Source organism: Paenibacillus sp. Soil522 (assembly GCF_001428245.1).
Classification (GTDB): Bacteria; Bacillota; Bacilli; order Paenibacillales; family Paenibacillaceae; genus Pristimantibacillus.
On sequence record NZ_LMRV01000066.1, the window covers coordinates 163,134 to 188,951 of the forward strand.

Annotated in this window: 18 protein-coding genes and 2 pseudogenes; 3 read left to right on the plus strand and 17 right to left on the minus strand. The window is 47.0% G+C overall.

Features of this window, described 5'->3' with window-relative positions; genetic code table 11:
• Nucleotides 1–22 precede the first annotated feature (22 nt).
• The 14 genes and pseudogenes from ASG81_RS21830 to ASG81_RS21895 form a co-directional block, all read right to left on the minus strand.
• Complete coding sequence (locus tag ASG81_RS21830) at nt 23–1,447, minus strand: glycosyl hydrolase family 28 protein (protein ID WP_235548968.1); 1,425 nt, start codon at nt 1,445–1,447, stop codon at nt 23–25.
• A gap of 131 nt (nt 1,448–1,578) precedes the next feature.
• On the minus strand, nt 1,579–1,959 hold the full coding sequence (locus ASG81_RS33010; RefSeq protein WP_162255053.1) for a hypothetical protein: 381 nt from the start codon (nt 1,957–1,959) through the stop codon (nt 1,579–1,581).
• A 186-nt stretch (nt 1,960–2,145) separates the two neighbouring features.
• On the minus strand, nt 2,146–2,820 hold the full coding sequence (locus tag ASG81_RS21845; protein WP_235548969.1) for a rhamnogalacturonan acetylesterase: 675 nt from the start codon (nt 2,818–2,820) through the stop codon (nt 2,146–2,148).
• A 201-nt stretch (nt 2,821–3,021) separates the two neighbouring features.
• The gene (locus ASG81_RS21850; RefSeq protein ID WP_056639235.1) at nt 3,022–3,246 is read right to left on the minus strand and encodes a GH36 C-terminal domain-containing protein; all 225 of its coding nucleotides are present in this window, start codon (nt 3,244–3,246) and stop codon (nt 3,022–3,024) included.
• A gap of 8 nt (nt 3,247–3,254) precedes the next feature.
• Nucleotides 3,255–3,485 (minus strand): annotated as a pseudogene (locus ASG81_RS21855) (glycoside hydrolase family 36 N-terminal domain-containing protein); the annotation flags it as partial.
• Nucleotides 3,486–3,625: 140 nt separating this feature from the next.
• Complete coding sequence (locus ASG81_RS33555) at nt 3,626–3,760, minus strand: hypothetical protein (RefSeq protein ID WP_268795810.1); 135 nt, start codon at nt 3,758–3,760, stop codon at nt 3,626–3,628.
• A 37-nt stretch (nt 3,761–3,797) separates the two neighbouring features.
• Nucleotides 3,798–5,222: a family 43 glycosylhydrolase gene (locus tag ASG81_RS21860; protein ID WP_056639241.1), complete on the minus strand. Its 1,425-nt coding sequence runs from the start codon at nt 5,220–5,222 to the stop codon at nt 3,798–3,800.
• A gap of 90 nt (nt 5,223–5,312) precedes the next feature.
• Complete coding sequence (locus tag ASG81_RS21865) at nt 5,313–7,394, minus strand: glycosyl hydrolase 115 family protein (protein ID WP_081417498.1); 2,082 nt, start codon at nt 7,392–7,394, stop codon at nt 5,313–5,315.
• 81 nt (nt 7,395–7,475) lie between these two features.
• Nucleotides 7,476–8,747, minus strand: coding sequence for a family 43 glycosylhydrolase (locus ASG81_RS21870; RefSeq protein WP_200961575.1), 1,272 nt, complete (start codon nt 8,745–8,747; stop codon nt 7,476–7,478).
• 62 nt (nt 8,748–8,809) lie between these two features.
• Nucleotides 8,810–9,676 (minus strand): carbohydrate ABC transporter permease, encoded by an 867-nt coding sequence (locus ASG81_RS21875; protein WP_056639248.1) that lies wholly within the window; start codon nt 9,674–9,676, stop codon nt 8,810–8,812.
• 2 nt (nt 9,677–9,678) lie between these two features.
• Nucleotides 9,679–10,638: an ABC transporter permease gene (locus ASG81_RS21880; RefSeq protein ID WP_056639251.1), complete on the minus strand. Its 960-nt coding sequence runs from the start codon at nt 10,636–10,638 to the stop codon at nt 9,679–9,681.
• A gap of 101 nt (nt 10,639–10,739) precedes the next feature.
• A complete protein-coding gene (locus ASG81_RS21885) occupies nt 10,740–12,278 on the minus strand; it encodes an extracellular solute-binding protein (protein WP_056639254.1) in 1,539 nt (512 codons plus the stop codon).
• 78 nt (nt 12,279–12,356) lie between these two features.
• The gene (locus ASG81_RS21890; RefSeq protein ID WP_056639256.1) at nt 12,357–14,186 is read right to left on the minus strand and encodes a cache domain-containing sensor histidine kinase; all 1,830 of its coding nucleotides are present in this window, start codon (nt 14,184–14,186) and stop codon (nt 12,357–12,359) included.
• Between the two features lie 2 nt (nt 14,187–14,188).
• Nucleotides 14,189–15,202 (minus strand): response regulator transcription factor, encoded by a 1,014-nt coding sequence (locus ASG81_RS21895; RefSeq protein ID WP_056639259.1) that lies wholly within the window; start codon nt 15,200–15,202, stop codon nt 14,189–14,191.
• Nucleotides 15,203–15,499: 297 nt separating this feature from the next.
• On the opposite strand from ASG81_RS21895, the gene ASG81_RS21900 reads away from it, so the two are divergent.
• Nucleotides 15,500–15,811, plus strand: coding sequence for a hypothetical protein (locus ASG81_RS21900; RefSeq protein WP_056639261.1), 312 nt, complete (start codon nt 15,500–15,502; stop codon nt 15,809–15,811).
• A gap of 166 nt (nt 15,812–15,977) precedes the next feature.
• Here ASG81_RS21900 and ASG81_RS21905 read toward each other — a convergent pair whose 3' ends face one another.
• From ASG81_RS21905 to ASG81_RS21915, 3 genes are all read right to left on the minus strand, one after another.
• Nucleotides 15,978–16,595, minus strand: coding sequence for a DDE-type integrase/transposase/recombinase (locus tag ASG81_RS21905; protein ID WP_056639263.1), 618 nt, complete (start codon nt 16,593–16,595; stop codon nt 15,978–15,980).
• 1,284 nt (nt 16,596–17,879) lie between these two features.
• Complete coding sequence (locus ASG81_RS21910; RefSeq protein ID WP_056639265.1) at nt 17,880–19,988, minus strand: GDSL-type esterase/lipase family protein; 2,109 nt, start codon at nt 19,986–19,988, stop codon at nt 17,880–17,882.
• Between the two features lie 51 nt (nt 19,989–20,039).
• Nucleotides 20,040–23,036, minus strand: a complete 2,997-nt coding sequence (locus ASG81_RS21915; protein ID WP_235548971.1) for a pectinesterase family protein — start codon at nt 23,034–23,036, stop codon at nt 20,040–20,042.
• A gap of 236 nt (nt 23,037–23,272) precedes the next feature.
• On the opposite strand from ASG81_RS21915, the gene ASG81_RS21920 reads away from it, so the two are divergent.
• A complete protein-coding gene (locus ASG81_RS21920; RefSeq protein WP_056639268.1) occupies nt 23,273–24,202 on the plus strand; it encodes a helix-turn-helix domain-containing protein in 930 nt (309 codons plus the stop codon).
• A gap of 172 nt (nt 24,203–24,374) precedes the next feature.
• A pseudogene (locus tag ASG81_RS30150) lies at nt 24,375–25,798 on the plus strand (IS1182 family transposase).
• The last annotated feature ends 20 nt before the right edge of the window (nt 25,799–25,818 follow it).

Sequence of the window (25,818 nt, forward strand, 5' to 3'; positions counted from 1 at the left end):
CAATGATTTCATCCGACTTGCATTAGGTGAACTTGACATCATACGCATAATCTTCAATCCGAATATTTCCGGACTCCGGACTGAGAATGTGCTTATCATTGATTCGCAAATTTCGGAACATCACCCCCTTAACGATTCTGGATTCATCGAAACCCGCGATACGCGACGGATTATCGCAAGTTCCGTTGAACGCGATATTGTCGAAATGAATATTTTCCACCCGGAAACCGGGGCTTGGATTATATTTGGGATTAAATAGTACGCGGATGTCGATCAGCTGTCCGAGCTCGAATTGTTCTACCCGGATATTCCGGTAAGTCACATTCCTGACCGTATTGTTGTCCCCGCAGTTAATCGAAAAACAACCCCAATAGTAAGGCTGCGGCTCATGGTGCTCGAGCACATCGATATTTTCAAAAAGAATGTTTTCGACAACGTCCCCTTTATCGTGATTGCCGTGCCCGCCGACATTCATCGGATGAGCCACGTCCGCCCATAAGACAGAATTGCGGACAGCGATATGCCGGGTGTCACCCTGATAATTCCAGCGGCTGCCGTAAACCGCGATGCAATCGTCGGACGTTCGCATGAAAACATCGTCAACGTCCACATGGCTGCTTGCCATCATATCGATGCCGTCCGACCATCCTCGGGTGCTGAAGGATTTGATGTTGCGGATCGTGATATGCTCGGATTTCCCGATCATAACGGTATAATGGGGCGGATCAATGACAATGATTCCTTCGACGGCAATATGCTCGGAGAACAGGATCTCAACGGCGCGATAATACGTTGTCTTCTCAAAGTCGGACATATAGACGATCCCGCGGCCCCGGATCGTCACATCCCGTACATGATCGCAGATGAATGCCCCATAGACGACCGATCCTCCGGCGACATAGACCGTTACACCGGAAGGCAAGCGAAATTGTGGCTTTTCCAGAACATGTATGCCAGCATCGAAATAAATGACCGATACTTCCGGCGTGATCAAACGCTGAAGATCTTCCGTCTGATGTTTGCCCGGCGCAACGACGATTATGCCCGGATCTCCAGGTTTCGGTGCGTCTTCCTCCACTGGATTGCCAAAAATATGCAAATTTTGGAATCGGTCTCCGTTCACTTCGAACGACAATTTACGGGGCCCGTCCATTGTGAACGTCACGCGGTTTCCGCCCACGACGCCGTCCATCCCCGCAGATGCGGGGCGGATCGCTACGTCATGAATCTCTCCTTCATTCTTGATCACTTCAACTTCAACCGCGCCGGCGCAATCGAAATAGACCATGGAGGCGTTCCGCACATCATGCATATCCACCTTCACGTTATAGCTGAACAGCTGCCGCCATTCGCCTTGTCCCTGCCGGACGCGCACCGTATAATCGGAATTTCCAATCGCTCCCTCGGGCTCTGGATATGTGATTAATCGATTTGATACGTATGTCAAGATCGTCTCGTCCTTTCCTCAAAATCTAATTTTGGCTGATGTGCTCTGCGTACACCTAATTGACTTCGTCTGTCAAGGCTTGACCGCCTGATTTCAGCCATTGCGCCTTGAATATGTCAAAATCGGAATCCTTATTCTCTTCGCCGATGACCGCTTTGATCAGATAAGTGTCCTGCATCGTCTGAAGATTCGGCCAATATTGCGTTTTGGCTTTCAGAACGGCCGTTTGCAGAACGTCTCTCAGCGGGATGTAACCTCGGTTGATTTTCTCCTCTAATTCCAACGCGTCTTGCTTGGTGCTGTATTTGGCGGTAAGATCCTTGTTTATCCAGGCGAGCGCCCGTTTTCTTCGTGTGAGCTTCCGTACCGGTCCGCGCGACGGCCTTGCCGTCTACCATATCGTAGTTAACGCCCTCTACACCCTGGGTGGTCAACAGCCAGCCTTCTGGATCGGTAGACACCCACTCGAGAATTTGCTCGATCTTCTGCCGCTTCTTGTCGTCCTCCTCCATTTGAACACCCAACATGAGGGGGGCTTGGCGAGAACCGGAAGAGAAAGCGTACGGTTTGCCGCGAAATCGCTTTCATTTACGCATATAAACTAGTAGACTGTTCCATAAATATCGATATAATCGACCTGCTAGACACGGCCTCTTCGCGTGAAAAGGAATTCTTTCAGTTCTAATAAGCCAAAGGAATCAACCGATTTTCAAGTTCAGCTTGCCGATGGCATCGGCCGCCATTTGCGCGATAGCCTCCGCACCTTGTTCATTAAAATGTGTATTGTCTTCGATCCCCTCCGGGTATTTCGGATATTCGCCCGGGCGCAACCACGTCAGCCACTCTCTCGATTTGGCGTCTCCCATTTCCTTGAATGCGACGGCACTTCGGCCGCATAAATCGATGAAAGGCACATTTTCCTGAAGGGCCAATGCTTCCATCGACCGAGGATAATCGCCGTGCGTGTTGATCAATAATCCGTCAATGTCAAAATGTCTGCGGCAGAGAGGCGAAATGAGTACGGGATGAGCCCCCTTCGCTCTCGCTCCGTCTATATATTGCCGCAAATATTGATGGTATGTGCTCCACGGACTTGTATGTCTTTCGGCATCTTCCTTGCTGTCATTGTGACCGAATTGAACGAACAAGTAATCGCCCGGCTTGATCATTTGTAAAATTTCGTCGAGCCTTCCTTCCTCAATGAAGCTCTTGGAGCTTCTCCCGCACACCGCCTTATTCACCACGCGAACGGAATCCGGGATAAATAAATGGATCTTGTTCCCCCAACCTTGCATGGGGTACGATTCAGGCGGATAGTCCGCCATTGTCGAATCGCCAGCCAAGTAAATCGTTTGTGTTCCCAAAACAACCACTATCTTTTCATTCCTTTCTCTCTTTGATGCATGAAAGAGGCTGCGTCTTTAACTCCAAACCCAAGCTTCCAAAAAAAGCGCCGGGCTGGACCTGATTGGATTAGCAATTTCCGATATAACTATGTGTTGCTAGACACTTCACTTTGTTAGAGGTAATTTCCGCAGGCGCCATACTTTGCTCTTGAAATCCCTGCGGATTAATTAGACCGGTACACGTAATCCGACTGACATTAACTCGTCTCCGCCAAATACTTGGCCGCTTTCGAGCAGTTCATAGTCCGCATTCGCTTCCAATCCCAGCAATCGGACCGAACGGAAGCCGCAGTTAGGCTGAGCCAGCACGTGGAAATAAGATACAATCGCTTCCGAACGGTCTTCCGATACGATCATCCATGCAGCATCGTTGCCCTCGAATGGACTCAGCATGCGATCTCCCCTCTGCACAAGCGGGTACGATAAAGTTTGTGATAGATTCTGGACATGCCGCCCAATCCCTCACCGGAGTAGACCATTACCGCTTCCGGCGTTTGAAAAGCTTCGCCCGGCTCCAGCTGCCAGGAAAAGTAAAACGGATTAATCCCCATCGTGACGCGAGCCGTATCATATTGATCGACTTCCACGTCTGCCAAGAAGTTTCCGCTGTATACGAGATTGAATCCGTATATGAAATACTTCAAAACGATCCGGGGCCATCTCTATTGATTTCGTTATATCTGTCATGATAGGGGATCATCCTTTACTGTATATGGTTTGATCGCAGCATAAATTGACGGAAATAATTTATCCAGAGATAACCTCGAATCACCTATTTTTTGGGCATTTTTTTCAACTGCAGGCGGATTTCTACTTTGGGATGCGGCGCTGAGGCAAAACCCGTGCCAATCATCATCACCACATTATCCTCAGCGCCGCCAGAAAGATCATACATAAATTCCGTCACTAGGGCATCATACTCAGCTTTGCGACTAGCCTACTAATCACTCTTCAATCCTGCGGTATCGAAATCTCGAAAATTCAGCCGCCCCGTTACCTGCCGCATAAATGCCTAGACGAAGGCCAATAAACTCGCCAAACGTATTATGGTGATAACCCGAGACTTCCAATGATGAAGGATGCCGATTCCATTCTATGCCATCGGTACTGTAAAATATCGATACTGTATGATGGTCGTTCCTAAGCTTCAAATAAAGCCTGCAGCCCAGGCCTCGTACAGAATAGCCTTTGATACCTCGCCGCAGTCGATAAATCTCATGCTCCGTAAAGCTGATCCCCGCATAACAGCGGTCGTTATAAAAGAGCACAAGTCCAGCTTCAGCTTCAGGCCCGACCTTAATCTCAACTTCAGCTTCATAGGCCCGATCGGGTGGAATGACGACGAGCGGTCCTGAATCCGCTGGTGAATCCCCTTTGGCCTTCAGCTTCAAGACGCCCCCGCCTGCTTCATAACGTTCAGGATCCAGTTCCTTGTAAAATCGCCACTGCCAACCGAGTGCATCACCTTGGAAATCGTCAGATAGCTCCGGAGAATTCCCTTGCACCGGCTTCATCTCTCTGTCCGGAACCTGCGATACGATCGGCCAGCCGTCTTCTGTCCACTCGATAGGGTCCAGCAAGGTTTGTCTTCCAAGCGTGTAATAATCCTTTTCATAGGCATGATAGACGAAATACCATTTTCCATCAGGTGTATCGATGAGCGTACCGTGCCCCTTGGACCACCAGCGTTCTTCCTTCGACCAAGTATGCACAAGAGGATTATAGGGAGAGTTCTCCCAAGGCCCTAAAGGATTTTTGCTCCTGGCTGAAACCGCCATATGGGTCGTCGCAGGACCAGCCGTTCCGCCTTGTGCGCAAATCAAATAATAATACTCGCCTAGAACAAGCAGTTTTGGGGATTCGAGAGCCATCCCCTCCACAACCCAATCCTCAGGGATTGGCCACCCTTCATAAACCGTTTGTAATTCGCCGGTAGCGGAAAGGCCGTTCGGGGCTAAGGAAACAGCCCTTCCGTAGTTTACGTACAGGTACCGTTGCCCATCCGGCGCTAGCAGGTGCCCCGGGTCTATCCCATCTACTTTCAGATCAATTGGATCAGACCAGGGACCTTCCGCTTTCTCTGCATAGATTACATAATTCGTTCCGTTAGCCGGAAAATAAATATAAAAGAGTCCGTTCACATAGACCATATCCGGTGCCCAAACGTCTCCGACATAAGTCCGGAGAGCGTGGCAAAGGGGGACCCAGTCTGTCAGATTGCGGGAATACCATAAGAGAAGCCCTGGAGCATACATGAAAGACGAGTGTGTCATATAATAATCTTGACCTACCCGGACTATGGAAGGATCGGGATAATCGCCCCTTAGAATATCGATCGGATAGGTTGCGTTTAATATCGAATTTGACATGGTCCCTTCTTACACTCCTCAAAGAGGGAATTTTCCTTATTTCCAAGCCTATCGCGGAAATCCTCTCGACGTTATATTTTGCAATGACGCTCAGACGCCGAACTTGTCCGCCAGCATATAGGCCAGTTCATCGTCCGAAAGAGGATTGCGGTGCGTGTTCTCCAAATAAATATGTTTCTCCGTTTCCGGCATCAGAAACTGCTTGTACCACGCGAAGAAATCGGGGCTGTCGCCGTGCATTCGCAGCCAGCGGCGAAGCGTGTCCATATTTTTAACCGTGCTATCGATATTCGTCAGCCAGTCCGCACGGAAGAAATGAGCCCACTTCCCATGCTCGGCTTCTTGCAGCGCGATCCGGCCCTTCTCATAGCTCCACATCGCCTGCGAAGCATAAACAAACGCCAGCGGATAGTTGTCTTCCCGGTAAGCGGAGTATGATTTGCCCAATGCCTCAAACCCCTCGCAGCCGGACAAATGCAGCTCTACGTGCATCAGCAAATGATCCTTCAGCCGAAGCCGATCCGCTTCCGCCAGGTCCGGAAGCAGCCGTTCGATCCGCTCCTTCAGCTCGCGCCACCCCTGGACGGCATCAGCGCACATCCGGCGTAAGCACTCGACTTGCTCCGGAAAATCGACGCCTCCCGTCACCCAAAACAAGCGGCGATCCGGATGTTCCGATCTTCCCTGCAGCCAGTGTCCGACGATTTGACGGGCCGGATGGTGATAGAACTCGTCCCCCGCCCGGTCGTCTTCGTTCGGGCCATACGGAATCGTCCGACGTGCATAGTCGCGAAACATCTCGGCGATTTCCGGAGAACCTGAAGGGAACATCCGGCGGACGAACGACCCAAGATGCTCTTCCGTATCCGCCTCCCCCCGCGTCCACAGCTCCCGTATCAAGTCCAGCGTATAGACGTGCGGCCGGATGTTGCCGCTATTCACGAGCACGTAATCCTTCGCGCGAGCCCGAAATGATTTCATTACCTCATCTCTGATCAACTCCGCTGAAGCCGGAAATAACGACAAATGATTGGAGGCCTGAAGATCGTGAAACGTCACGTGATAATAGATTCCGTGCCTGCCTTCGTCTTGCGGTTCGGGCAAAGCCGGCACCCGCAGGTTTTGGTTGCCATGGCGGCGGGACACCATCTTGCCGTATCCGTTGTCCGCCCAAACCTTGATAATATCTTCCGGAAGAGAAATATGGCCAGCTTTGTACAATTCGGAGATCTCCCCGTACAACGCGACGCAGCAGTTCGGATCAGCCACCTTGCTGCGAACCATATCGTATTGTTTGCGCACGACGCGGCTGATCATCTCGCCGCGCTTCTCCGGCGTATCGAACGAAGGATCGTTCACCCAGAACGGGCTATCGCCCTGGCCGCGGAACGACAGCACCCAAACGATGCTGCGGTCCTTCTGCTTCTCGATCGCTTCTTCCCACAATGTCTCGAACAGCTCCGGGTTCTCTTGATAGCTCGCTTTCCTTCCTTCATAGGCTCTCAGAAACATCTCGGCGCCCAGCGGCTCTGCATGGTGGTGAGTAATCCATAATCCCATCTCTGCGGCCACATCGGCATGCACGCCGTGCCTCGGCAGGTCGGTGCCTGGAATGACCATATTCCCTCCGCAGCGCAGAAGCGCTTCAAAGACCGGCTGCCATACCTCGCGGGTCGGCGGGTACTCTTCCTTCCAGCCGATCAGGCACACCTCGTCGTTGACGAACCAGCCGCGGAACCGGACGAACGGTTCCGGCGAATCGTAATCGCCCTCCGGAAGCTCGACGCGGCTTCGCCGCTCGGGAGGAAGGTCCGCCCAGAACCAGAACGGATCGACGCCGAGGTGCTTTCCGCTGTATTCGAGCATGCCGTAGACCAGACCAAGATCGTCGCCCGCAGCAATATGAAGCTCCGTTTTGCCGCCGTACTTGACGAAGCGGAAGCAAAACGCCTCCGGCCTGTCCGGGCACCGGTCTTCGGGCTTCGCATATCGGATGACCACGTCGGCCGGCTCATCCTCCGCTGAGATGAGCCTTGGAACAGCACCAAGAACCTGTTCATGGTCCCGCTGCACCATTTCCCAAGCATGGCGGACAGGTGAAGCTGGATTCTTCGGAATGCGGTAAGTCGTATTGCGGTCAATGATAAGCGCCAACTTAAATTTCCTCCCCATACATGAAGCCGTCAGCCCTTCAACGAACCGAGCAGCATACCGTTATTGAAAAGCTTCTGAAAACCGTACTGACACAACCATTCAAGTGCAGACTTTAACACTTTCAAGTGTTACGAAGTAATCATTACTGCCGAATTGCGTGCCGTCTTTTTTATACCAGACCCCATTTTCGCCCATTACTCCGACTTTCAGCGTATAACTTCCATGTGAAAGTTTCGGTGAAACGTATTTCATATTGGAATCCGGTACCAAACTGTAAAAATCAATAATTGCGCGATGAATAAATTCGCCTGTGTCATCATAGATGGAAAACTCCGCATAGCCGCCATGACAATCACTTAGACCGTAAACAATAATTTGTGATCCTTCAAAGGCATAACATACTGAATCTCCTCGTTGATTTGAACGAAATGGCAAAGGTTTATCCTTTCCTTCAAGAAAAACCTGGGAAATCGAATCACTCGCCCATACCGGCCAATACTCAGGAATGGAACATGTATCTTCTTTAACTACTGTGATGGGCAACCAAACCTGTGTGGCACTTGAAGCTTGACGAGGAAATGACCAACGATCCCCCATATAGATCGGTATTGTTTTCCCATCTGCTTCTAATGAAAAGACAAAGGAACACTGAGAGTTATAGGTTAAACTGCCTTTCGGACAAAATAACCCTTGTTCTTTCCAAGGTCCATGTAAGTTGTTCGAAACGAAATAATAGTTGTCATTTCTTTCCCAACTCGTTTTATTGGAGAACATCATAAAATAGTTGTCCCCGCGGCGGAACATTGCCGGTGATTCACCGCCAGGCGCAATATTTTCCGCAACCTTTTCCACTGCGGTCAGATAGTCATCGCTTAACCGATAAATGTCGCCCTCGTGAAGCAATAAATAAGCTGTTCCATTCTCGTCAACGAAGGTACCCATATCCCACATTCTAATGGGCTTCCCTTCGAACAGCAGCGGTCCTTGAAATGTGAATGTACCATCTATCGAATCGCATGTTGCAAGACCTATGCACGGATCCGTGTATTTCAAATTATCCGTGTGCATCAACATGACAAAGGTGCCGGTTTTATGATTCTTTAATACCTTTACCCGTTCTCCAATTCGATCAGGTCCAAGAAGCCCTTGTTCCTGCGGCGGCAATGCCAAGCCTTCAAAATGCCAATCCGACAGGTTATAAGAGGAATAACACGAAAAACCCACAAACTTATTAACATTGTTCGTTTTGTATTCTCCAAAAAGATAGTATTTATCTCCTTCCTTTAACACACAAGCACCGTGTGCATTGACCGTCTCCCCATTTTGATCAAACCACGGTACCCCGTTGAAAATATAAGCTTTATTCATCATGATTTTATCCTCATCCCTGCTCAATTCTCGTATAGACATTACGAGTAAATCCGAATGACGGTTTATCCCTTAAGCGATCCGATGAACATGCCTTTATTGAAATACTTCTGCAGGAACGGATAAATGACCAGCAATGGCAATGCCGTAATCAGGATCGCCGCCATACGTGCCGCCGGGGTGTACGTAAATAGCATATCGGCGAGTTGACCGATTTTTTCATCCTCAAGGATTAACATCTGTCTTAAAAATACTTGCAGCGGCCACTTCGAACTGTCGTTCAAATAGATCACAGCCGAAAAATAGGTATTCCAGTTTCCCACAATACCAAACAAGGTAAACGTGGCAATCACAGGCTTAGACAAAGGGAGGATGAGGGTTGCAAACAATCTCCACTCCCCGCATCCGTCGATCCTTGCAGATTCCTTAAGTTCATAAGGAAGCGATATGAAGAAGCCGCGTATGACGATTACGCTAAACGCACTTACGGCTCCCGGCAACCAAAGCGCCCAATAAGTATCGACAAGTTTAAGCTCGGATACGACCAGGTAAGTTGGGATGAGACCGCCGGAGAATAGCATCGTAAACAGAATCAAAAAATTAATCACCGATCGACCTTTGAGCCAGCGTTCCGACAATCCATATGCCAGCAAAGAAGTCAACGTCATACTGATGATGGTTCCGAAGAAGGTAATGATGACTGAGCTCTTGAACGCGCTGACGAAACTGGGGTTGTACAGCAAATATTGATAGGCTTCGAGCGTCCAGGAGCTTGGGAGGAGGAAGAAGCCTCGCGTGTAATAGTCCCCCTCCGGCGCAAACGAAGTTGACACGACATAGAACAATGGAAACAGGATCAACAGCGTGAAGACGATCAAGAAGGCGTATACTAAGACCGTATAAACCTGGTCGCCCTTCGACATTAGTTTCATTATTAGTAGACTCCCTCCTCTCCGAACCGCTTGGCGATCTTATTGGCTGCGACAATCATCACGAGTCCAACGACGGATTTAAATAATCCGACCGCGGTCGAGTAGCTAAAGTCACCCTGCACGAGACCTATGCGGTACACAAACGTTTCGAATACGTCCGACACTTGGAGGTTCAACGGATTTTGCAGTAAGAATATATGCTCGAAGCCAACATCGATAAAATTACCGAGCCGCAAAATAAACATAATCACAATGACTGTTTTGAGCGACGGCAAAGTAATATGCCACATCTGACGCAGCCTGCTGGCGCCGTCCACCTTCGCGGCCTCATACAATGCCGGATCGATCGAGGCAATCGCCGCCAAATAGATAATCGCGCCCCAACCGGCCCCTTGCCAAATATTATGGAATAACCAAATGGAGCGGAAACTCCCCGCATTTGAGAAAAAATTAATACTTTCAAACCCTAAAGCATTGAGGATCTCGTTCACTCCGCCATCCTGTGTACGGAGAAACAACATCGTGATCCCGACGATAACGACCCAGGATAAAAAATGCGGCGCATATAATATCGTTTGAATCGAGTTCTTAAAATGTTTGCTGCTCACTTCATTGAGAAAAAGCGCAACCATGATTGTAAACGGGAATGCGATGAACGTATCCAGCATATTCAGGAACAATGTGTTTTTTAACAAAAGCAAGAAGTCGTGTTCCGAAAAGAGGCGGACGAAATTTTCGAGCCCGATCCACTCGCTCTTCCAGACGCCTCGGAACGGCGAATAGTTCTTAAATGCGATGAACACACCGAACATCGGCACGTATTTAAAAACGAGGAAAACCAACAACCCCGGGAAGATCATCAAATAAAACGGGAAAGCGCGCTTCAGATAATCCTTTCTTTTATTCGCTAAAGGTATCCTTTCGGATCCAACAGACTCCGCAAGTCTAGCGGATTGATTCATGATCTCCAAGCTCCCTTCTACTGTGTCGCAACACAAGCGCCAAGATTAGAACAGGCCGCAAGTAAGGATGCGGCCTGTTAAAACCAACCTCGTGAGAGACGTTATTTCTTGGCTGCTTCGTTGATTTCTTTTATAATTTGCTCACCGCCGCCTGCAAGCCAGTCCTTGGAAGCCTGTTCGATATATTCGACTGGCTTGTCGCCAACAATAATCTGTGTAACCGCTTGTTCGAACTTGGTGTCCAAAGCAGCCCATTTATCCTTATACGCTTCCGAGTAGAATGTGAATCCAAACGCTGGATCCTCCCAGATATATTTCTTTGCGATTTCCTCATAGGCATTATGACGGTCGATATCTTCCTGTTCCGACCAGAGGTAGACAATGAAATCAGTGCCAGGGCGTTTAAACAGGTTGCTGTTCAAATAGCGCGGATGGTTGTTTTCCCACTGCTCAGTAACTTGATAGGTGCCGTCGGCATTCTTCGTGTAGTCGATGCCTTCAATGCCATTCTTCATGATCGAACTGCCTTCATCGGTGACCCACCAATCGAAAATTTGCAAAATCCGATCGATCTTCTCATCATCCGCCTTCGCGTTAATGACCACCTTTAGCGTGCCCGTCTTTTCGGCAGTGTTTCCTCGGACACCCGTCGGTCCGACAGGCGGAGCCATTGGCACGAGCTCCGGATTCAGGCCCGGGTTGGCCTTCTTTATATCCTCTTGGAGGATATGGTAGGCGTTATGATAGTGGAACAGCCCTAACTTGTTGCCTTTCTTCATTTCATCAACTTCATTCCCTTTGCGAATCACAAAGTCTTGGTCCAGTACTTTTTCGTCGTAAGCCTTCTTCATGAAGGCAAGAAAAGCCTTATACTCTTCTACTTGCGTATGACGCGGGATCAGCTTTCCGTCTTTCTCCATCCAATCACTTGCAATGCCGAACGCATTCCGGACCTGCGGGGTCGGAACCATGCCGATCGTGTCACCGTTAACGCCGTTTTGGTCGGGGTCCTGCGTCGCAAACGCCTTAGCGATTTCATAGAAATTGTCGACCGTAAACTCATCTTCAGTGGGAAGCGGTATGCCAAGGTTATCCAACCAATCCTTGCGAATTTGTACCGTGTCCCGCGCTATCCAGGAGATACTCGGTATCCCGTATAGCTTCCCTTCCGGATTCAGCAGCTTCATCGCTTCGCTATCGAGCGGGAATACCTTATTCAGATTCGGGTATTTCGCCCATACTCCGCTCAAATCTGCGAATGCGCCTTCGGATGACCAATTCAGAAATTCGGCTTCGGAGGATCTGTAAATGTCCGGAAGATCGCCGGAGGCTGCCATAACCTTAAACTTTTCATTATATTCTGGTCCGTTAATGAGCTGCAGCTTGATGTCGACATTGAATTTCTCGTTCAAATACTTGATGGTCGCATGATCATCCGTCCATTTCCCGCCGCTCCAATACTGTGTAGCGATCGTAATCGGAATCTTCTTTTCATTTTTTACCGGTTCCGACGCTGGGGCTTCCCCCGTGTTTGTCGACGTGTTTTCCTTCGCTGCATTTCCGCCGCTGTTGCCGGCCGAACAACCGACAACCAGGCTGAGAGACAGTAACAACAATGTAACCACTTTCAAAAACTTCATTGTAACACTCCCCTTATGGTTTGTTTTGTTTACATTGTTAATTATAGATCCTTCTCATACCTCTAAAATTGTACAATCTCACGAAATGTTATCCTTTCTTACGAACGGAATCCTTACCGAAATGACGGTCCCCTGATTCGGGAAGGAATGGATATTGACTCCGTAGTCTTTGCCGTAATAAAGCACCAACCGATTGTGCACGTTCGTAAGCCCGAGTGAGTCATACGCTTTCACTCCATGATTAGGCTGTTCGGTGATCATCATCAGCCGTTCTTTCAAGTTTTGCAGAATCATGGCATCGATTCCGGATCCATTGTCAGCAATCTCAATAATCAAGTCATTTCCTTCCGGATACGCGCTGACCATCACAGCGGCCTTCCCATTACGGGGCTCAACCGCATATTTCACGGCATTCTCGACGATCGGCTGTATAGAAAGCTTGATGATGCGCGCGTGCAAATATTTATCGTCCACATAAACCTTGCTTTGGAAATGCCGGGTAAAACGAATGTGGATAATCTCGAGGTATCGCTTCAGCTGATCCAATTCCTCTGCAAGACTAATCTCCGACTGCTCCAGCTTTGCCGTAAACCTGTAAAACGAAGCCAAGTTTTCCGCCATCTTTTCAATCTTGGGGACCCCCTCCAGATAGGCGATACTTTTGATGATATCGAGTGTGTTGTACAAGAGGTGCGGGTTGATTTGATTTTGCAGCGCGTGAATCGTCGCTTCTTTCTGAAGCAGCTGCGTCTGGACTTCTTTAAGCTCCATTTTGTATACCGTATTTACCAGCTCACTCAGCCGTCCGGCCATACGATTGAAGCTTAAACTAAGCAACTGGATCTCGTCGCTCCCCTGAGTGACGGGCGCTCGTACAGTTAAATCGCCGGTCTGCAGCTTTTCCATCGCTCTTTTCAGCTCAATCATCGGCCTTGTAATACGATTTGCAGCGAACGGTACCGAAATCATAATGAGCAGAATGAGCAAACCCATCACGACGACAGCGGATATCTGCGCGATTTGCAGACCAGTGGCCATCTCCCCCAGAGGCACCAACGCAATCGTCTTCCAACCGGTCAGTTCGGAAATGCTGTAGGAAACAAGATACTGATTGCCCTGCCATGTCTGAAGAGAGTTTGGCTTGTCCAACGCAAGCCATGAAAGCTCGGTTTCCTTGATTGGGGAAGCAAGCTTGTCCTCGCCGGGGTGGTATACGATTCTTCCGTCCGGGGATACCATAAGGATGTATCCGGTATCGCCTATCCGCATATTTCCAATTATGTTCTTGATTTCGGTCAATCTCATATGCAATACAAGCCGACCCGATAGGGTTGTGTCCTTCACGTCAAAGATTGGAATGGCAACAGCAACGAGCGGAATGGTTCGTCGGTCCTCGTAGAACGTCGGGAATATTTCCAGTTTTGTATTCAGTGGCCGCCCGTACCACGGAAGTCTTGCCAGCCCGGTATCCGTAGAAGAACCCGATGCCTGCAAAACTCTCCGATCCTGCGACATGAGATAGATGTTCTCGATCTCGGGATAATTAAACGCAATGTACTTGTTGAGAATTTCTCTAATCATGTAACGATTCTCCAGACTCATCGTCGAATCGCCCCTGAGCCAATCCTGAATCAAGCTCGAATTCTCCTGCCGCAGTATGCTTGAATATTGCAGTACTCCAGCGTTCATGGCGTATGTGGATCTTGCAATCTGTTGAATATATATTTCCAACTGATGATTCAGACTTACCGTCGTGGTATCGGCGATATTGTAAAAATCCTGCTGCGTCGCCCGGCTGTAGTAGAAGTTAGAGATGTAGTTCATGGACAATACAGCGATCAATGCGATACTGATAAAGCTGGCGACAATTTTCTGCTTTAAGGACAAACGTTGGAACAGCTGCTTCATATTCATCCCCCCATACTCTTTCGATATTCATTCGGGGACATCCCCGTCACATTTTTAAACACCCGTATAAAATATTGCTGGGTTGAAAAGCCGACCTTCTCGGCAATCAAGTAAATTTTATCGTCAGAGCTCCGAAGCAATTCCTTCGCCTTCTCAACCCGTACCTGGTTAATATAAGCAATGAGTGACTCTCCGGTATACCTCTTAAACAGCGAACCGAAATGGGAGATGCTTACATTCGTATACTCCGCCATTTGTGTCAGTGTAAGATCGTCCTGGTAATGGGCATGAATGAAATCGCATGCCGATTTAATGATGTGTTTGAATTCCTTTTTATTGCGTTCCGGGTGAAGAAACCAGGATTCCGCCAATTTGCCCAGATGCTGTCGAATTTCCGGATCTGGAACCCCGCTAAAGTGGGACATCAAGGAATGCTCCGCTTCGATGCTGGTCAACAAGGAGCTGATCTTTGACTCCACAATCCGAAGCAAGCTCAAGTAAGCGCCGTAGTTCACATGTTTGATCGTTCGGATATTGTCAACAAGCTGATACAGGCATTTCATGCCCCCTGCCGGGTCAATATCGTTGATCGTATCGAAAAACGTTTGGATTTTAATCAAGTAATGGTTCATTTTCTCGATTTCCGTCAATTTCCCCATCACTTCGAACAGAGCGTCCTGAAGTTCTTCCCGTTTTACAGGCTTAAGCAGATATTTATTGACGCCGTAACTGATTGCTTTTTGCGCATATTGAAAATTTTCATATCCGCTGATGATAATGACCGCCATTGGAATCTTATTCTCCGAAATGTTCCGAACCAGTTCCAATCCGTCCATCTCCGGCATCATAATATCCGTGATCAATACAGTCGGCCACAATTGCTGAATCATGTGCCAAGCTTCCATGCCGTTCGTAGCGTCGCCCACGACTTTAATATCATGGCCGAAATCCACTACCATCTCTACAATGGCCGCTCTGATCCAAGGCTCGTCTTCTGCTACCAATACCTTAAGCATTTTGAACCTCCCGCATCATTCGGCATAATTTCTAAAAAGTATAGCCAAACATCTGTCACAGTATTTATTTTCGTTTTGTGGTAGGTTTTACAAAAAAAGACCCTTGCGACAGGAATCTACAAGAAAATGGGCAATAAACACCTATTCTCTCATAAATTCCGTCACTAGGGCATCATACTCCAGAGTTGACTCCTCAACCCAACAATAGCGCATCCGATCAATATTTCAGACTCAAACCATTATTCAATTATATTGAACAAAACTTTGACAAGCCGCTCACTCTGGAGGCTATGACTGATGTTAGGACCGCCAAATAGATACTTGCGGCCATACCCTAAAGCATTGAGAAGCTCGTTCACACCGCCATCCTGCGCACGCAACAACACCGTGATCCCTGCGATAGCGACCCAGGATAAAAAATATGGTGTTTTTAAAATATTTGATTCTCACTTCATTGAGAAAAAGCGCAAGCAGGATTGGAAAATGGAAACCGATGAACGTATCCAGCAGGTTCAGGTACAATGTGTTTTTCCAAATAATATAAAGAAGTCGTTTTTCGAAATTTTTTTCAACTACGAGCTTATTTTACATCCTTTTCAAGCCTCATAAATTGTACTATCTCACGAAATGTTATCCATTCTTATGAACGGGATCCTCACCGATACGACCGTCCCCTGATTAGGGAAGGAATGGATATCGATTCCGTAGTCTTTGCCGGGTTTTGGTGCAACTATTGAAACTAAAAAAAGATAGCTGTCTTATAACAATTTTTTGATTAATTCAACTGCAGAGAGGACAGACGAATGATTACATTCGACCTGTCCTTTCTTATCATGTGCATAACTTCGATTCCCGCGATAGTTTTTTCGGCAGTTTTGAAAGACTTGAATCCCAACATTGGTTTTATGATTTTCTTTATGAATCGATGATCTTGTTCAATAATATTGTTGAGATATTTCTGTTGTCGAAGTAACGTTTCTTGATTCATAACTTTCTCATCCTTCAATTGCTGGACTGCGGCATGGTACGCTGGGTTTTTATCGACAGTGATCACGCGTGGCGATTGATTGTGTGGTGAAGTCAACATCTTCTTGAAAAATCGTTTGGCCGCAGGTGCATCTTGATTTTCAGACAACATGAAATCGTAGGTCTCATCCGTCCGAAATGAATCATTAGTCGGCTTTAAATAGGGACGAATTCGCTTATCTAGTTCCGGCCCAAACTGATGAACCCATCGCATGATCGTTGTATGAGCGATATGTAAGCCCCGTTCTTCCATCATTTCTACTAAATCACGATAACTTAGACTATACTTCAAATACCATCTTCCCGTTAGCAAGATAACTTCCGATTCATACTGCTTCCACTTAAATAAATCTAATCCCGTTTCCAAAGTAAATGTCCCACTCTCATGGCTTAATTTCAATGATATTATTATGAATTAGAGCATTGCACCACAACCAAGCAAGTTACTAGTTCTCTATTTATGTACAGTATCATCTAAATAAATAACAAAAGAAGCCCTGAGGTGCATTTTATGCATTGATCAGGCTTCTTTTGTTATTTTTTATTATTCAACTTTCAGGAATGCATGCTAATGCATAATTATTCATTTCTCAGAAATTCCGAAAATCCAGTCTCAACAACTTTGGAAATATTCTCAATAATTATGACGCCACACAGTGTATGTGTGGTGTCATATTTTCTGAGAAAACAGCAGTGAAAAAGATTGATTTATCAAGGGTGGTTTTCATAATTAGTGAGAAACGCACATCTCCAGATAGCTCAGGTTAGCACTGATTTTCATAATTGATGAGAATATCCGCAATGTACATAATGCATATTTATACATGAAATGTATATTGACTAATCGGAGGCCACAAACATAAGCCCTTGGAGGTATTCATCCGGTCATCGTGTCCACCTGGTTGATTGGCTCATTCATCAGCCTATTGCGTGGGCAGTTATCTCCTGTATGTATTTTTGAGCATCATCAAAAATAATTATTTTCATTTGATTTTCCATGACTGATATATTGCACCATTTCCTTGAGTTTGGATTCGGAGAGATTCTTAAGAAATGGAACATCTGCAGCATCTAAGTTTGCTTGAAAAATGTTTTTAATAATGCCTGTAGGTGGTGTATTTAAATAGATTGTTGAAACTTACGAACTAATCGTGTTTTTCCAGACATAGATTATCCATTTATAAACATAAATGACAAGGTTTCTTGAAGTGAAAATTCCTTGATTATCACTTTATTTCCTCCTAACCTCATATTAATTCAAGTCTTACCTATTATTTAATTGTTTATACCTAGAGGTAGATTCACTTTTGAATTTTCCAATAAGAAAGGTTCCATTTTCAGTCGCTCTACACACCATAATTAGAATATGTTACTTGGTTATGTCACTTAATCCAGCCGCTTCGGTAAGCTTATGCTTCTAATTTATCGCGGCAAACCTATGCTTCCAAAACAAAAAAAATCCATAAACATCAAGGAATGCGCCAAAAGACGGACGGACGCTTCGCCTCATGGCCTCGACCAGCAGAAAGCAAGCATCGAAGACACTGTGTGCACGGATGCTTATTCTGTTCGCACCGCCCTTGCGATGCTTTGCATGCAAAAAAAAGTGTGGTCAGGATCCGAAGATCCCAACCACGCTTTGAAAGTAGACCTATTTCAGAGAAGACACATCATTTTCTAAATTGACCTGATGATCGAGCACCCACATAAAATATAATGCTTTGGCTGCTTTCTCTCGGGTGACTAACACTTTCGGTTCCAACTCTGTTCCGTTAACCATTTTGCCTCTTGCAATGCCTTTCTCGGATCGGATGAGCCCCAGTTCATAGGCATCCTTTATTTTAGAAACCAAATGGGTTGCGATATCCGCCGTATCCGTCAGCTGCTGCCAGGAAACGAGAGGATAGTACATCGCCCCTCTGGCTCCCGAATCCAGATTCGGATCATACCCCGGATCACCAGGTACCACCGATGTGCCGTTATAATCCGTCATGTATTTCGGCTTGCTGATGAACTTCGCATGATACGCATCAACCAGAATGGCGCCCATCATTTCTCGGGAGAGCTCCCCATCCGGGTATCCATCGAAAATGGTTTTCTTCAAATCCATGAGCTCAGAAAGGCTTCGAATAAATTCATCAACGGTCATCGCCGCAACGGGATGAAAGTTTCCATGATGGTCCTTGTTCATCACACCCAGCTGAAGCAATTTCTCAATCTGATTGCGGTAATAAGCCCCATCAGCGGTTATGATGTCATTAGCCATTTCAGGGAAAATCTTCGACCAATCCCCTGTTAAGGCTGCCTGCTTCACATTCCCTTTCAGGTACGACACGATCGACGCGGCAGTAGGATCGCCGGCAAGTTCCTTCTTCATGAGCTCGGTAACAATGATTCGTGTGAATTGTTTGGCCAGCGCTTCTTTATAGTGAGTCCCGTCAATCTTCTTCGATGGGTGTCCGTTGGCGTAGCTTCCGTCGTTCGTCTTACCAGGGGTTTCCCCCGCTTCAATGGACATGAAGACGGCTGTCGTCGCTTCCACACCGATTTCGTTATAATATTTCAAACTCTCGGAGTTAAGATCGATAAGCGTAATTCCTTTTTCCTCAGCAATCCGTTTCAGAATATCAGGGAACTTTCGGGTTTTAAAAGAGTTGATGTAGACATAACCCGGACTTGCATCCCCTTTCACTCTAGACATCGGCGTTACTAGTACCGGTATCATGCCCCTAGCCTGGATGGCCGGCAGATAGACCTCTTTTATTAAGGTTTCATACATGGCTTCCGTCGACCCTCTGCCATAACGCCTGTATTCATCGGTACTTTCGTCATTATGTCCGAACTGAATAAACACATAATCACCGATGCTTCCGGTCATTAAAATATCGTTTAGCCGGCCCTCCGTATACGCATTTTTAAACGAGCGTCCACCCATGGAGTAGTTAATCACATTCACCTTGTTCAGATGAAACATAGAGTCAATGATCTGGCCCCAGCCGCTCATTGGCGCTTCGTCGAAGGTGTAGGATTTAACGGTTGAATCTCCGAGTATATACATAGTCGGCAGCGTTTCATCTGCTCGCATCCCCGGGGCAATAGGCTGCAAAACAATTTCCTCAATACCGACCGGGGTATTGATTTTATTCGGCTCAATTTCAATGTCCAGATAGTTGCGGCCGTTCGCATACGTATAGGTCCACTCTTTGCCTTTTGCCGATATAGTATATTTCATAGGTACCAGCTTAGCCGCATCCCAATACCCGGCTTTCAACAAGCGGCTGGTCTGCATTCCCGAGACAGATACGGTTGTGTCCGCAGCATCGGATGTGGTTTTCACATAAATACTATAGGCACCGGGAGGAGCTTGAATGCGGAAAGCCATACCGTAGTTATTATAGTTATCTTTCTCGTATTTCGGTTCGGCATAGAAGTCAGGCTCTTTGATGTAAAAGCCTGTGCCATCGGAAGTAATGAAAGCCGGATGCACTTCCCGTGGCGGTAAAGCACTGGTTTGATTCACAAAACCATAGCCCACCGAGGAGTCATACAAGGGCGCACCGTTATACACATCATACACGACAGTCCGGTATCCGGTTTTTGCCTGATTAGTAAAGTTAAACTTATAAGGGCTTTCCACTTGAACGGGGGTCCCCTCCTCTGCCAATCCGTTAATAGAGGTTTCTGCAGCAATGCTCTGAGCAGGTGTCAGAATAGCTGTAAGAAGAAGAGACGAAAGTGCCGCATTCATGAATCTTCTCACTGATTACACTTCCTTCCTGTTTGATCGGTACAAATGATCCGTGCACTCTAGTTAGAAGTCATTATGTTCACCCGGTACAGAAATTGGTTTTGCGAAGACTCCAGTCAACGTAGGGTCCCAGCCGTCCGTGCCGCCCAATACTCGCTGCACCGTTAAGGCGTTTGCTTCCTCTACGGTCATCTGCTTGCTCCAAGGCACACGGGCTTTGGCATTGGCCCCAGGCCCTGTGCTTCCGAATTCTCCGTAAACCGCCGTGGATTCATTCTCCACCTTGCCCCAGTTATGCCAGCCAACAGAGTAGAAATGCGCATCCATCCACGTGTCTACGAATTTCACATTCCCGTACGGCCGCCAAGGTCTTCCCAGGTATACCGTACTGTTCGTCTTGGAGACCCCCTGCAGCTCTAGATCCCATACGTCATCCCAAACACCGGTATACGTTCCGGCCTGCCCGTATTTCTGGATGTACGGCTTGAGCGAGGTGGTTCCTCTTGTTTTCTTCGCTTGATAAAAAACATATCCGTTTTCCGCCGTCTGATCGTGTGAAGCTGCCGTCGTATAGCCGCCGAACGTGCCGACATGCTTCATCTCGGATCGGTCGAAATAGGCGATTCCGTTACCATAGATATAATCCACGGTCCCTTCAATATACAGGTTATGGAAGTATTGCCGCCCTCTTTCTACGTATAGCGTATCTTGAAAACCATACAGATTTATGTCACGGAACACCATCTTATCCCCTGATACAAACAAGGCTAGGGCTTGCCCTACTCCCTTCACTCCGTTGGTATCTTTGTTCGGAAAAGCGGAATTCTGCACCGTGAAGTTTTCCATCGTACTGCCGGCTCCCCTTAGCTCGAAGGTGGCTGTCTGTAGGCCCGGGTGGTACGTCACATTCATGTCATACGTAATTACGACACCTTTGCGGCTTTCCCCGATAAAGCTAAGGTTGGGCTTGTTGGCCGGGGCAATGACCTTCTCCCGGTAAATCCCGTTGCGAATATAAATGACGGTTCGTTCCGTTTGATTCGCAGGAACTGCGTTGATCGCCTCTTGAACGGTACGATAATCCCCGCTTCCGTCCTGAGCCACAATGATTACCCGAGAGGGTGTAGCGATCAACGGCTCGGAACCGGGTCCTTCTCCAAACGGGTTGTTCGCTTTAATCACATAATAGTAGGCTGTACCGTTGCGAACATCGCTGTCGGTGAAAGCTGCCCGTTTCGTTTCTACAACCAGCGTATATGGTCCGTTGTAAGCCGTTGCCCTTTTCACGGTATAGCCAGTAGCTTCCGAAACGAGATCCCAGCGCAACATAACCTGACCATAGGCGGCTTCAAATACACCGCCGGTTGGAGCGGATGGGGAGCCATCGGGGGCTGTATACGGAACTGCCCTTGCTTGGGAAGAGTTCATGCTTCGAGCGGAAGCGCTTTCCGCACTGACTACATAATAATAGGTCGTTCCGTCCGCAACGGTGGAATCCGAGTAGCGGGTGAGTGCCGTGGTTCCAATCGTTGTATAAGGACCTCCGGAAACGGTGCTGCGCTCAATCTTATAGACAGCTGCTCCTTCCGAGCCCGTCCATTTGATATCTACCTGGTTGCTCTTGGCAGTGGCTTTAAGCGATTCAGGCTCGTCAAGCGGTGCACTCGGATGAACCTCTAGCGGCGTGCTCTCCTCTCCCGTACCCGCTATATTTGTGCTGGACAGCGTATAATAGTATGTCTGATCTGCATTCAGGCCCGTATCGTAGTAGCTCGTTATCGTGTTCGGAATGACCGCCAATACTACCGTGTAAGGCCCTTCCTTCGCTGTACTCCGTTTTAAAGTATAGGTGGCCGCATCCGGTACGGCATTCCAAGTGATCATGACGGCCGATTCACGAGCGGTCATAGAAATCCCCTGAGGCGGTACCGGTGCCGGCCTCTCGCCGCTTGGCGTTACGGCATATGGAGCCGAATCGGTTGTCCCGTAAGGATTCACCGCCCGAACGACATAATAATAAGTTACTCCGTTCGTCAAGCCTGCATCCCGGAACGGCTCCGAGCTGGAAGCAGCTTTTGTAAAGCCCTGCCCAACCATAATAAAGGGGCCTTCTTGGGAATCACCCCTTAGCACATCGTAGGTGACTGCATTAGGCGCGGCTGACCAAGACAGTGCAGCCTGACGGTCCCCGCCAATGCCGTACAAGCCAACGGGTGCATCCGGAGGCGCATTCAGCTTGTAAATCTGGACATTGTCAAGCACAATGTTCTCAGCGGTAGTACCTCCGGTGGAGGCGCTGAAAGACTGGATCGCAGCAAAGTCTCCGGCTCGACTGCCGAGCGTCCGGTTGTAGAAGGGTTGCTCCCTCAGTTCACCGACAAGCGTACCGTCACTCCCATTCGTCACGTAGTAATCCACACGCAGTGTGTTCAAATTGACCACCGCTTTGAGGTGGTACCATACGGCATTGGTTAGATTGGCCGGTGTTATGTTCGTATAGATGCCGCCCGTATCCACCCATGCAATCTTGCCGCCTTTCAGGTCCACTTGGATTACCGTATCGGACGTATTCATTTGGCTGTTCACGCCACCGGTCAGCTTTATTACATTGCGGCCTCGACTGATGTCATTGTTCGGTCCGTAGAAGTACATATCCTGCTCGACAGTCAGAATGCCATCCGATACACGGGTTTCGAGCCCTTTCGTAATGGATGTGGAACCAGAGCCGGAGCCGACGGTGCCCGAACCATTCGCTCCGTCCTCGTCCCGAATAAGCAATGCGTCGGAAGGAAATGGAATTCCGTCCTTACCTGACGAAGTAATGCTTACCGAACCGTTTGGACCGGTTACGTTAGCGGTGTAGCCTGCTATCGACTTCACCGTGGAAGTGCTGGTAACGGCCGCATCCGAAATTCCATTAAAATCATCATTAATGAAAGCCGTGTTACCTGGCGGGACTGGTAGAGCCGCTGCTGAAACCGTGGAAGGAAGGCCCATACCCGATAAAGAGGCCGCGGCCACAAGAGATGACAGTACGATCAATCCAACCTTGTTCATCATGATCTTGCCCTCCCGATCGAATACATACATCTTTGTTTTCTCATGTTACAATCCCTTCTTTTATGAAATTTTGTAAACCCTTACACAACCACTTTCATTATGCCGTTTCTTTCCACCGATGCAAATGATGGTTTTATTCTATTTTTTGACCTTTTGTAATGCTTTTTTTTATATTCGGAGCTTTCTTGATATAATAGAGTCAACCCAATATTCCACTTTTGAGGGAGGAAACACCTTTGGCTTACAAAGTCAGCTTCCCGGATATTATGAGTACGCTGCAGCTCATCGGCTTTCATTTTCGCGTAGCGGAGCCTGGATGGGCCTATCCCGACCATCATCATAAAATCTTTGAGCTGCTGTATTGCTACGACGGCACTGCGGTTCAATATGTCGATGGGTACTCCGTCACTTTCGGTAAGGGGGATTGGTTCATCATTCCTCCCGGCCTGCGCCATCATGTGATGAATTCCGGTCCCGACAACTATATTTACCTTTCCATTCATTTTGACATTGATGATTTGGATTTTCGCCAATTGTTTCAAACCCAGCCAATCCAAAATTGGAACATCAGCCAATTTCCGCGTTCGGGATTACCACTCGAAAATTTGGACGAGTTTATCAAGAACAACATCCTGGCCACGACGGCGTCAACCGGTTTTCCCCCGGATATCGAAAATATTATTCTCATTAAAGAAAGACTTCGCTTGCAGTCGGTCATTCTCATGATACTGAGTGAAATCATTGATATACAGTTTCTGAATTCGGATCCACCGCGGATACCTCGACAAGAAAACTCGTTATATGAGGTGGAAACCGCCCACCGAATCGAGCAATACATCTCGGACAACCTCTACTCACCTACTCTTTCTATTAACTTGATCGCAAAGCAGTTTTGTTTAAGTCGGATACAATGCCATAAGCTTTTTACAAAGGTATACAAGGTGTCCCCACGGCAATATATGACGAACAAAAAACTGCAGCAAGCCAAACATTTATTACTGAGTACCGATTTAAAAATCCAGATGATTTCAGAGCAGCTCGGTTTTGCATCACAGAGCCATTTCAGTCGGCAGTTCAAACGATGGACCGGCATGTCTCCGTTACAATACCGGCCCAAATCCTATACGAATGCTCTTAGTCCTGACTCAAGCACAAGTGATACATAAAAAATAAGAGGGGGCTAGCCCTTTATGCCGCACTTAAGAGATGATTCCTGTACTGAACGAGGGCACTGAAAAAGTTCCTAGTTCAATTAAGCGAGCCCTACCTCGATTTCTCGAGGTAGGGCTCGCTGTTTTTATTGTATAATAATTGTACTAATTTCAGGTGGTGTTCCCGATAATTTCAAACCAACAATCGCTAAGCCTCAGCCCATTTATGGCTATCTACGATATCGTTGTGCCTAAAGATAATATGCTTCGCCAAATTATTGAACTTGTAGACTTCTCTTTCGTGCTCGAAGAATTGCAGAATAAATATTGTCTCGATAACGGTCGCAATGCAGTGCCACCTATTCGTATGTTCAAATATTTATTGCTCAAATCGATTTTTGATTTATCCGATGTTGATGTCGTAGAACGCTCAAAATACGATATGTCTTTTAAATATTTTTTGGACATGGCGCCAGAAGATCCGGTCATCAATTCAAGTTCACTAACGAAATTCCGCAAGCTCCGTCTTCAAGATATAAGTTTATTAGACATGCTCATTCAAAAGACCGTTGAGATTGCACTGGAGAAAGAGTTAATTAAAAGTAAATCGATTATCGTAGACGCAACGCATACAAAAGCACGCTATAACCAAAAGTCATCGAAAGAAATTTTAATGGAGAAGTCTAAGCTAGTACGAAAAGCCGTTTATCAAATTGATGAAAAAATGAAAGGAAAATTCCCACCGAAAACGACGACGAATGAATTAGAAGACGAAATAGATTACTGTCGTAAAGTCATTGAAACGGTCGATGCAGAAGAAACTATTCGCGAATACCCGAATGTAAAAGCGAAACTGAACGTCTTAAAGGAAATCGTCGAAGACCATCACGAACAACTTCGATACTCGAATGATCCAGACGCTTGAGTGGGCCATAAAACAGCCGATTCCTCTTTCTTTGGATATAAAACACATATCGCAATGAATGAAGAACGTATTATTACAGCTGCCGTAATTACAACAGGAGAAAAAAGTGACGGGAAACAACTTCAAACCTTATTGAAAAAAGTCGTGAAACAGGGATGGAAATCGATACCGTGATTGGTGATATGGCTTATTCTGAAAAGGATAATATTCAGTATGCGAACCAAAACGAATTACAACTAATGGCTAAATTAAATCCTAATATTACACAAGGAACTAGAAAAAAAGAGGATGAATTTGAATTTAATAAAGATGCTGGAATGTATGTGTGTAAAGCAGGTCATCTGGCAATTCGTAAGGCACGTACAGGTAAAAAAGGCATTAATAACAATCAAAAAGATACATATATGTTTGATATTGAAAAATGTAAAGTATGTCCTATGAGAGAGGGTTGTTATAAAGAAGGAGCGAAAAGTAAAACCTATTCGGTCACGATTAAATCAAATGAACATATAGAACAAGAAGCATTTCAAAATAGTGAGGAATTCAAGGCGAAAAATAGTGAACTCAAACATAGACACGGGTATGATATAGCTTCAGCCGCGGGTCTAATTGGCATGCAAATGCAGGGTGCCATGGCAATATTCGCAGTCAATCTCAAACGAATTATGACTCTCTTAAAGGAATAAAAGTAAATAGAATGAAGAGA

Coding starts and splice junctions, on each gene's coding strand:
- ASG81_RS21915 (WP_235548971.1), bottom strand. CDS start 23,036: ATGATGAACAAGGTTGGATTGATCGTACTGTCATCTCTTGTGGCCGCG.
- ASG81_RS21875 (WP_056639248.1), bottom strand. CDS start 9,676: ATGAAACTAATGTCGAAGGGCGACCAGGTTTATACGGTCTTAGTATAC.
- ASG81_RS21885 (WP_056639254.1), bottom strand. CDS start 12,278: ATGAAGTTTTTGAAAGTGGTTACATTGTTGTTACTGTCTCTCAGCCTG.
- ASG81_RS21900 (WP_056639261.1), top strand. CDS start 15,500: ATGTTAGGACCGCCAAATAGATACTTGCGGCCATACCCTAAAGCATTG.
- ASG81_RS21890 (WP_056639256.1), bottom strand. CDS start 14,186: ATGAAGCAGCTGTTCCAACGTTTGTCCTTAAAGCAGAAAATTGTCGCC.
- ASG81_RS21895 (WP_056639259.1), bottom strand. CDS start 15,202: ATGCTTAAGGTATTGGTAGCAGAAGACGAGCCTTGGATCAGAGCGGCC.
- ASG81_RS21865 (WP_081417498.1), bottom strand. CDS start 7,394: ATGGGGAGGAAATTTAAGTTGGCGCTTATCATTGACCGCAATACGACT.
- ASG81_RS21850 (WP_056639235.1), bottom strand. CDS start 3,246: ATGCTGAGTCCATTCGAGGGCAACGATGCTGCATGGATGATCGTATCG.
- ASG81_RS21860 (WP_056639241.1), bottom strand. CDS start 5,222: ATGTCAAATTCGATATTAAACGCAACCTATCCGATCGATATTCTAAGG.
- ASG81_RS33010 (WP_162255053.1), bottom strand. CDS start 1,959: ATGGAGGAGGACGACAAGAAGCGGCAGAAGATCGAGCAAATTCTCGAG.
- ASG81_RS21880 (WP_056639251.1), bottom strand. CDS start 10,638: ATGAATCAATCCGCTAGACTTGCGGAGTCTGTTGGATCCGAAAGGATA.
- ASG81_RS21870 (WP_200961575.1), bottom strand. CDS start 8,747: ATGATGAATAAAGCTTATATTTTCAACGGGGTACCGTGGTTTGATCAA.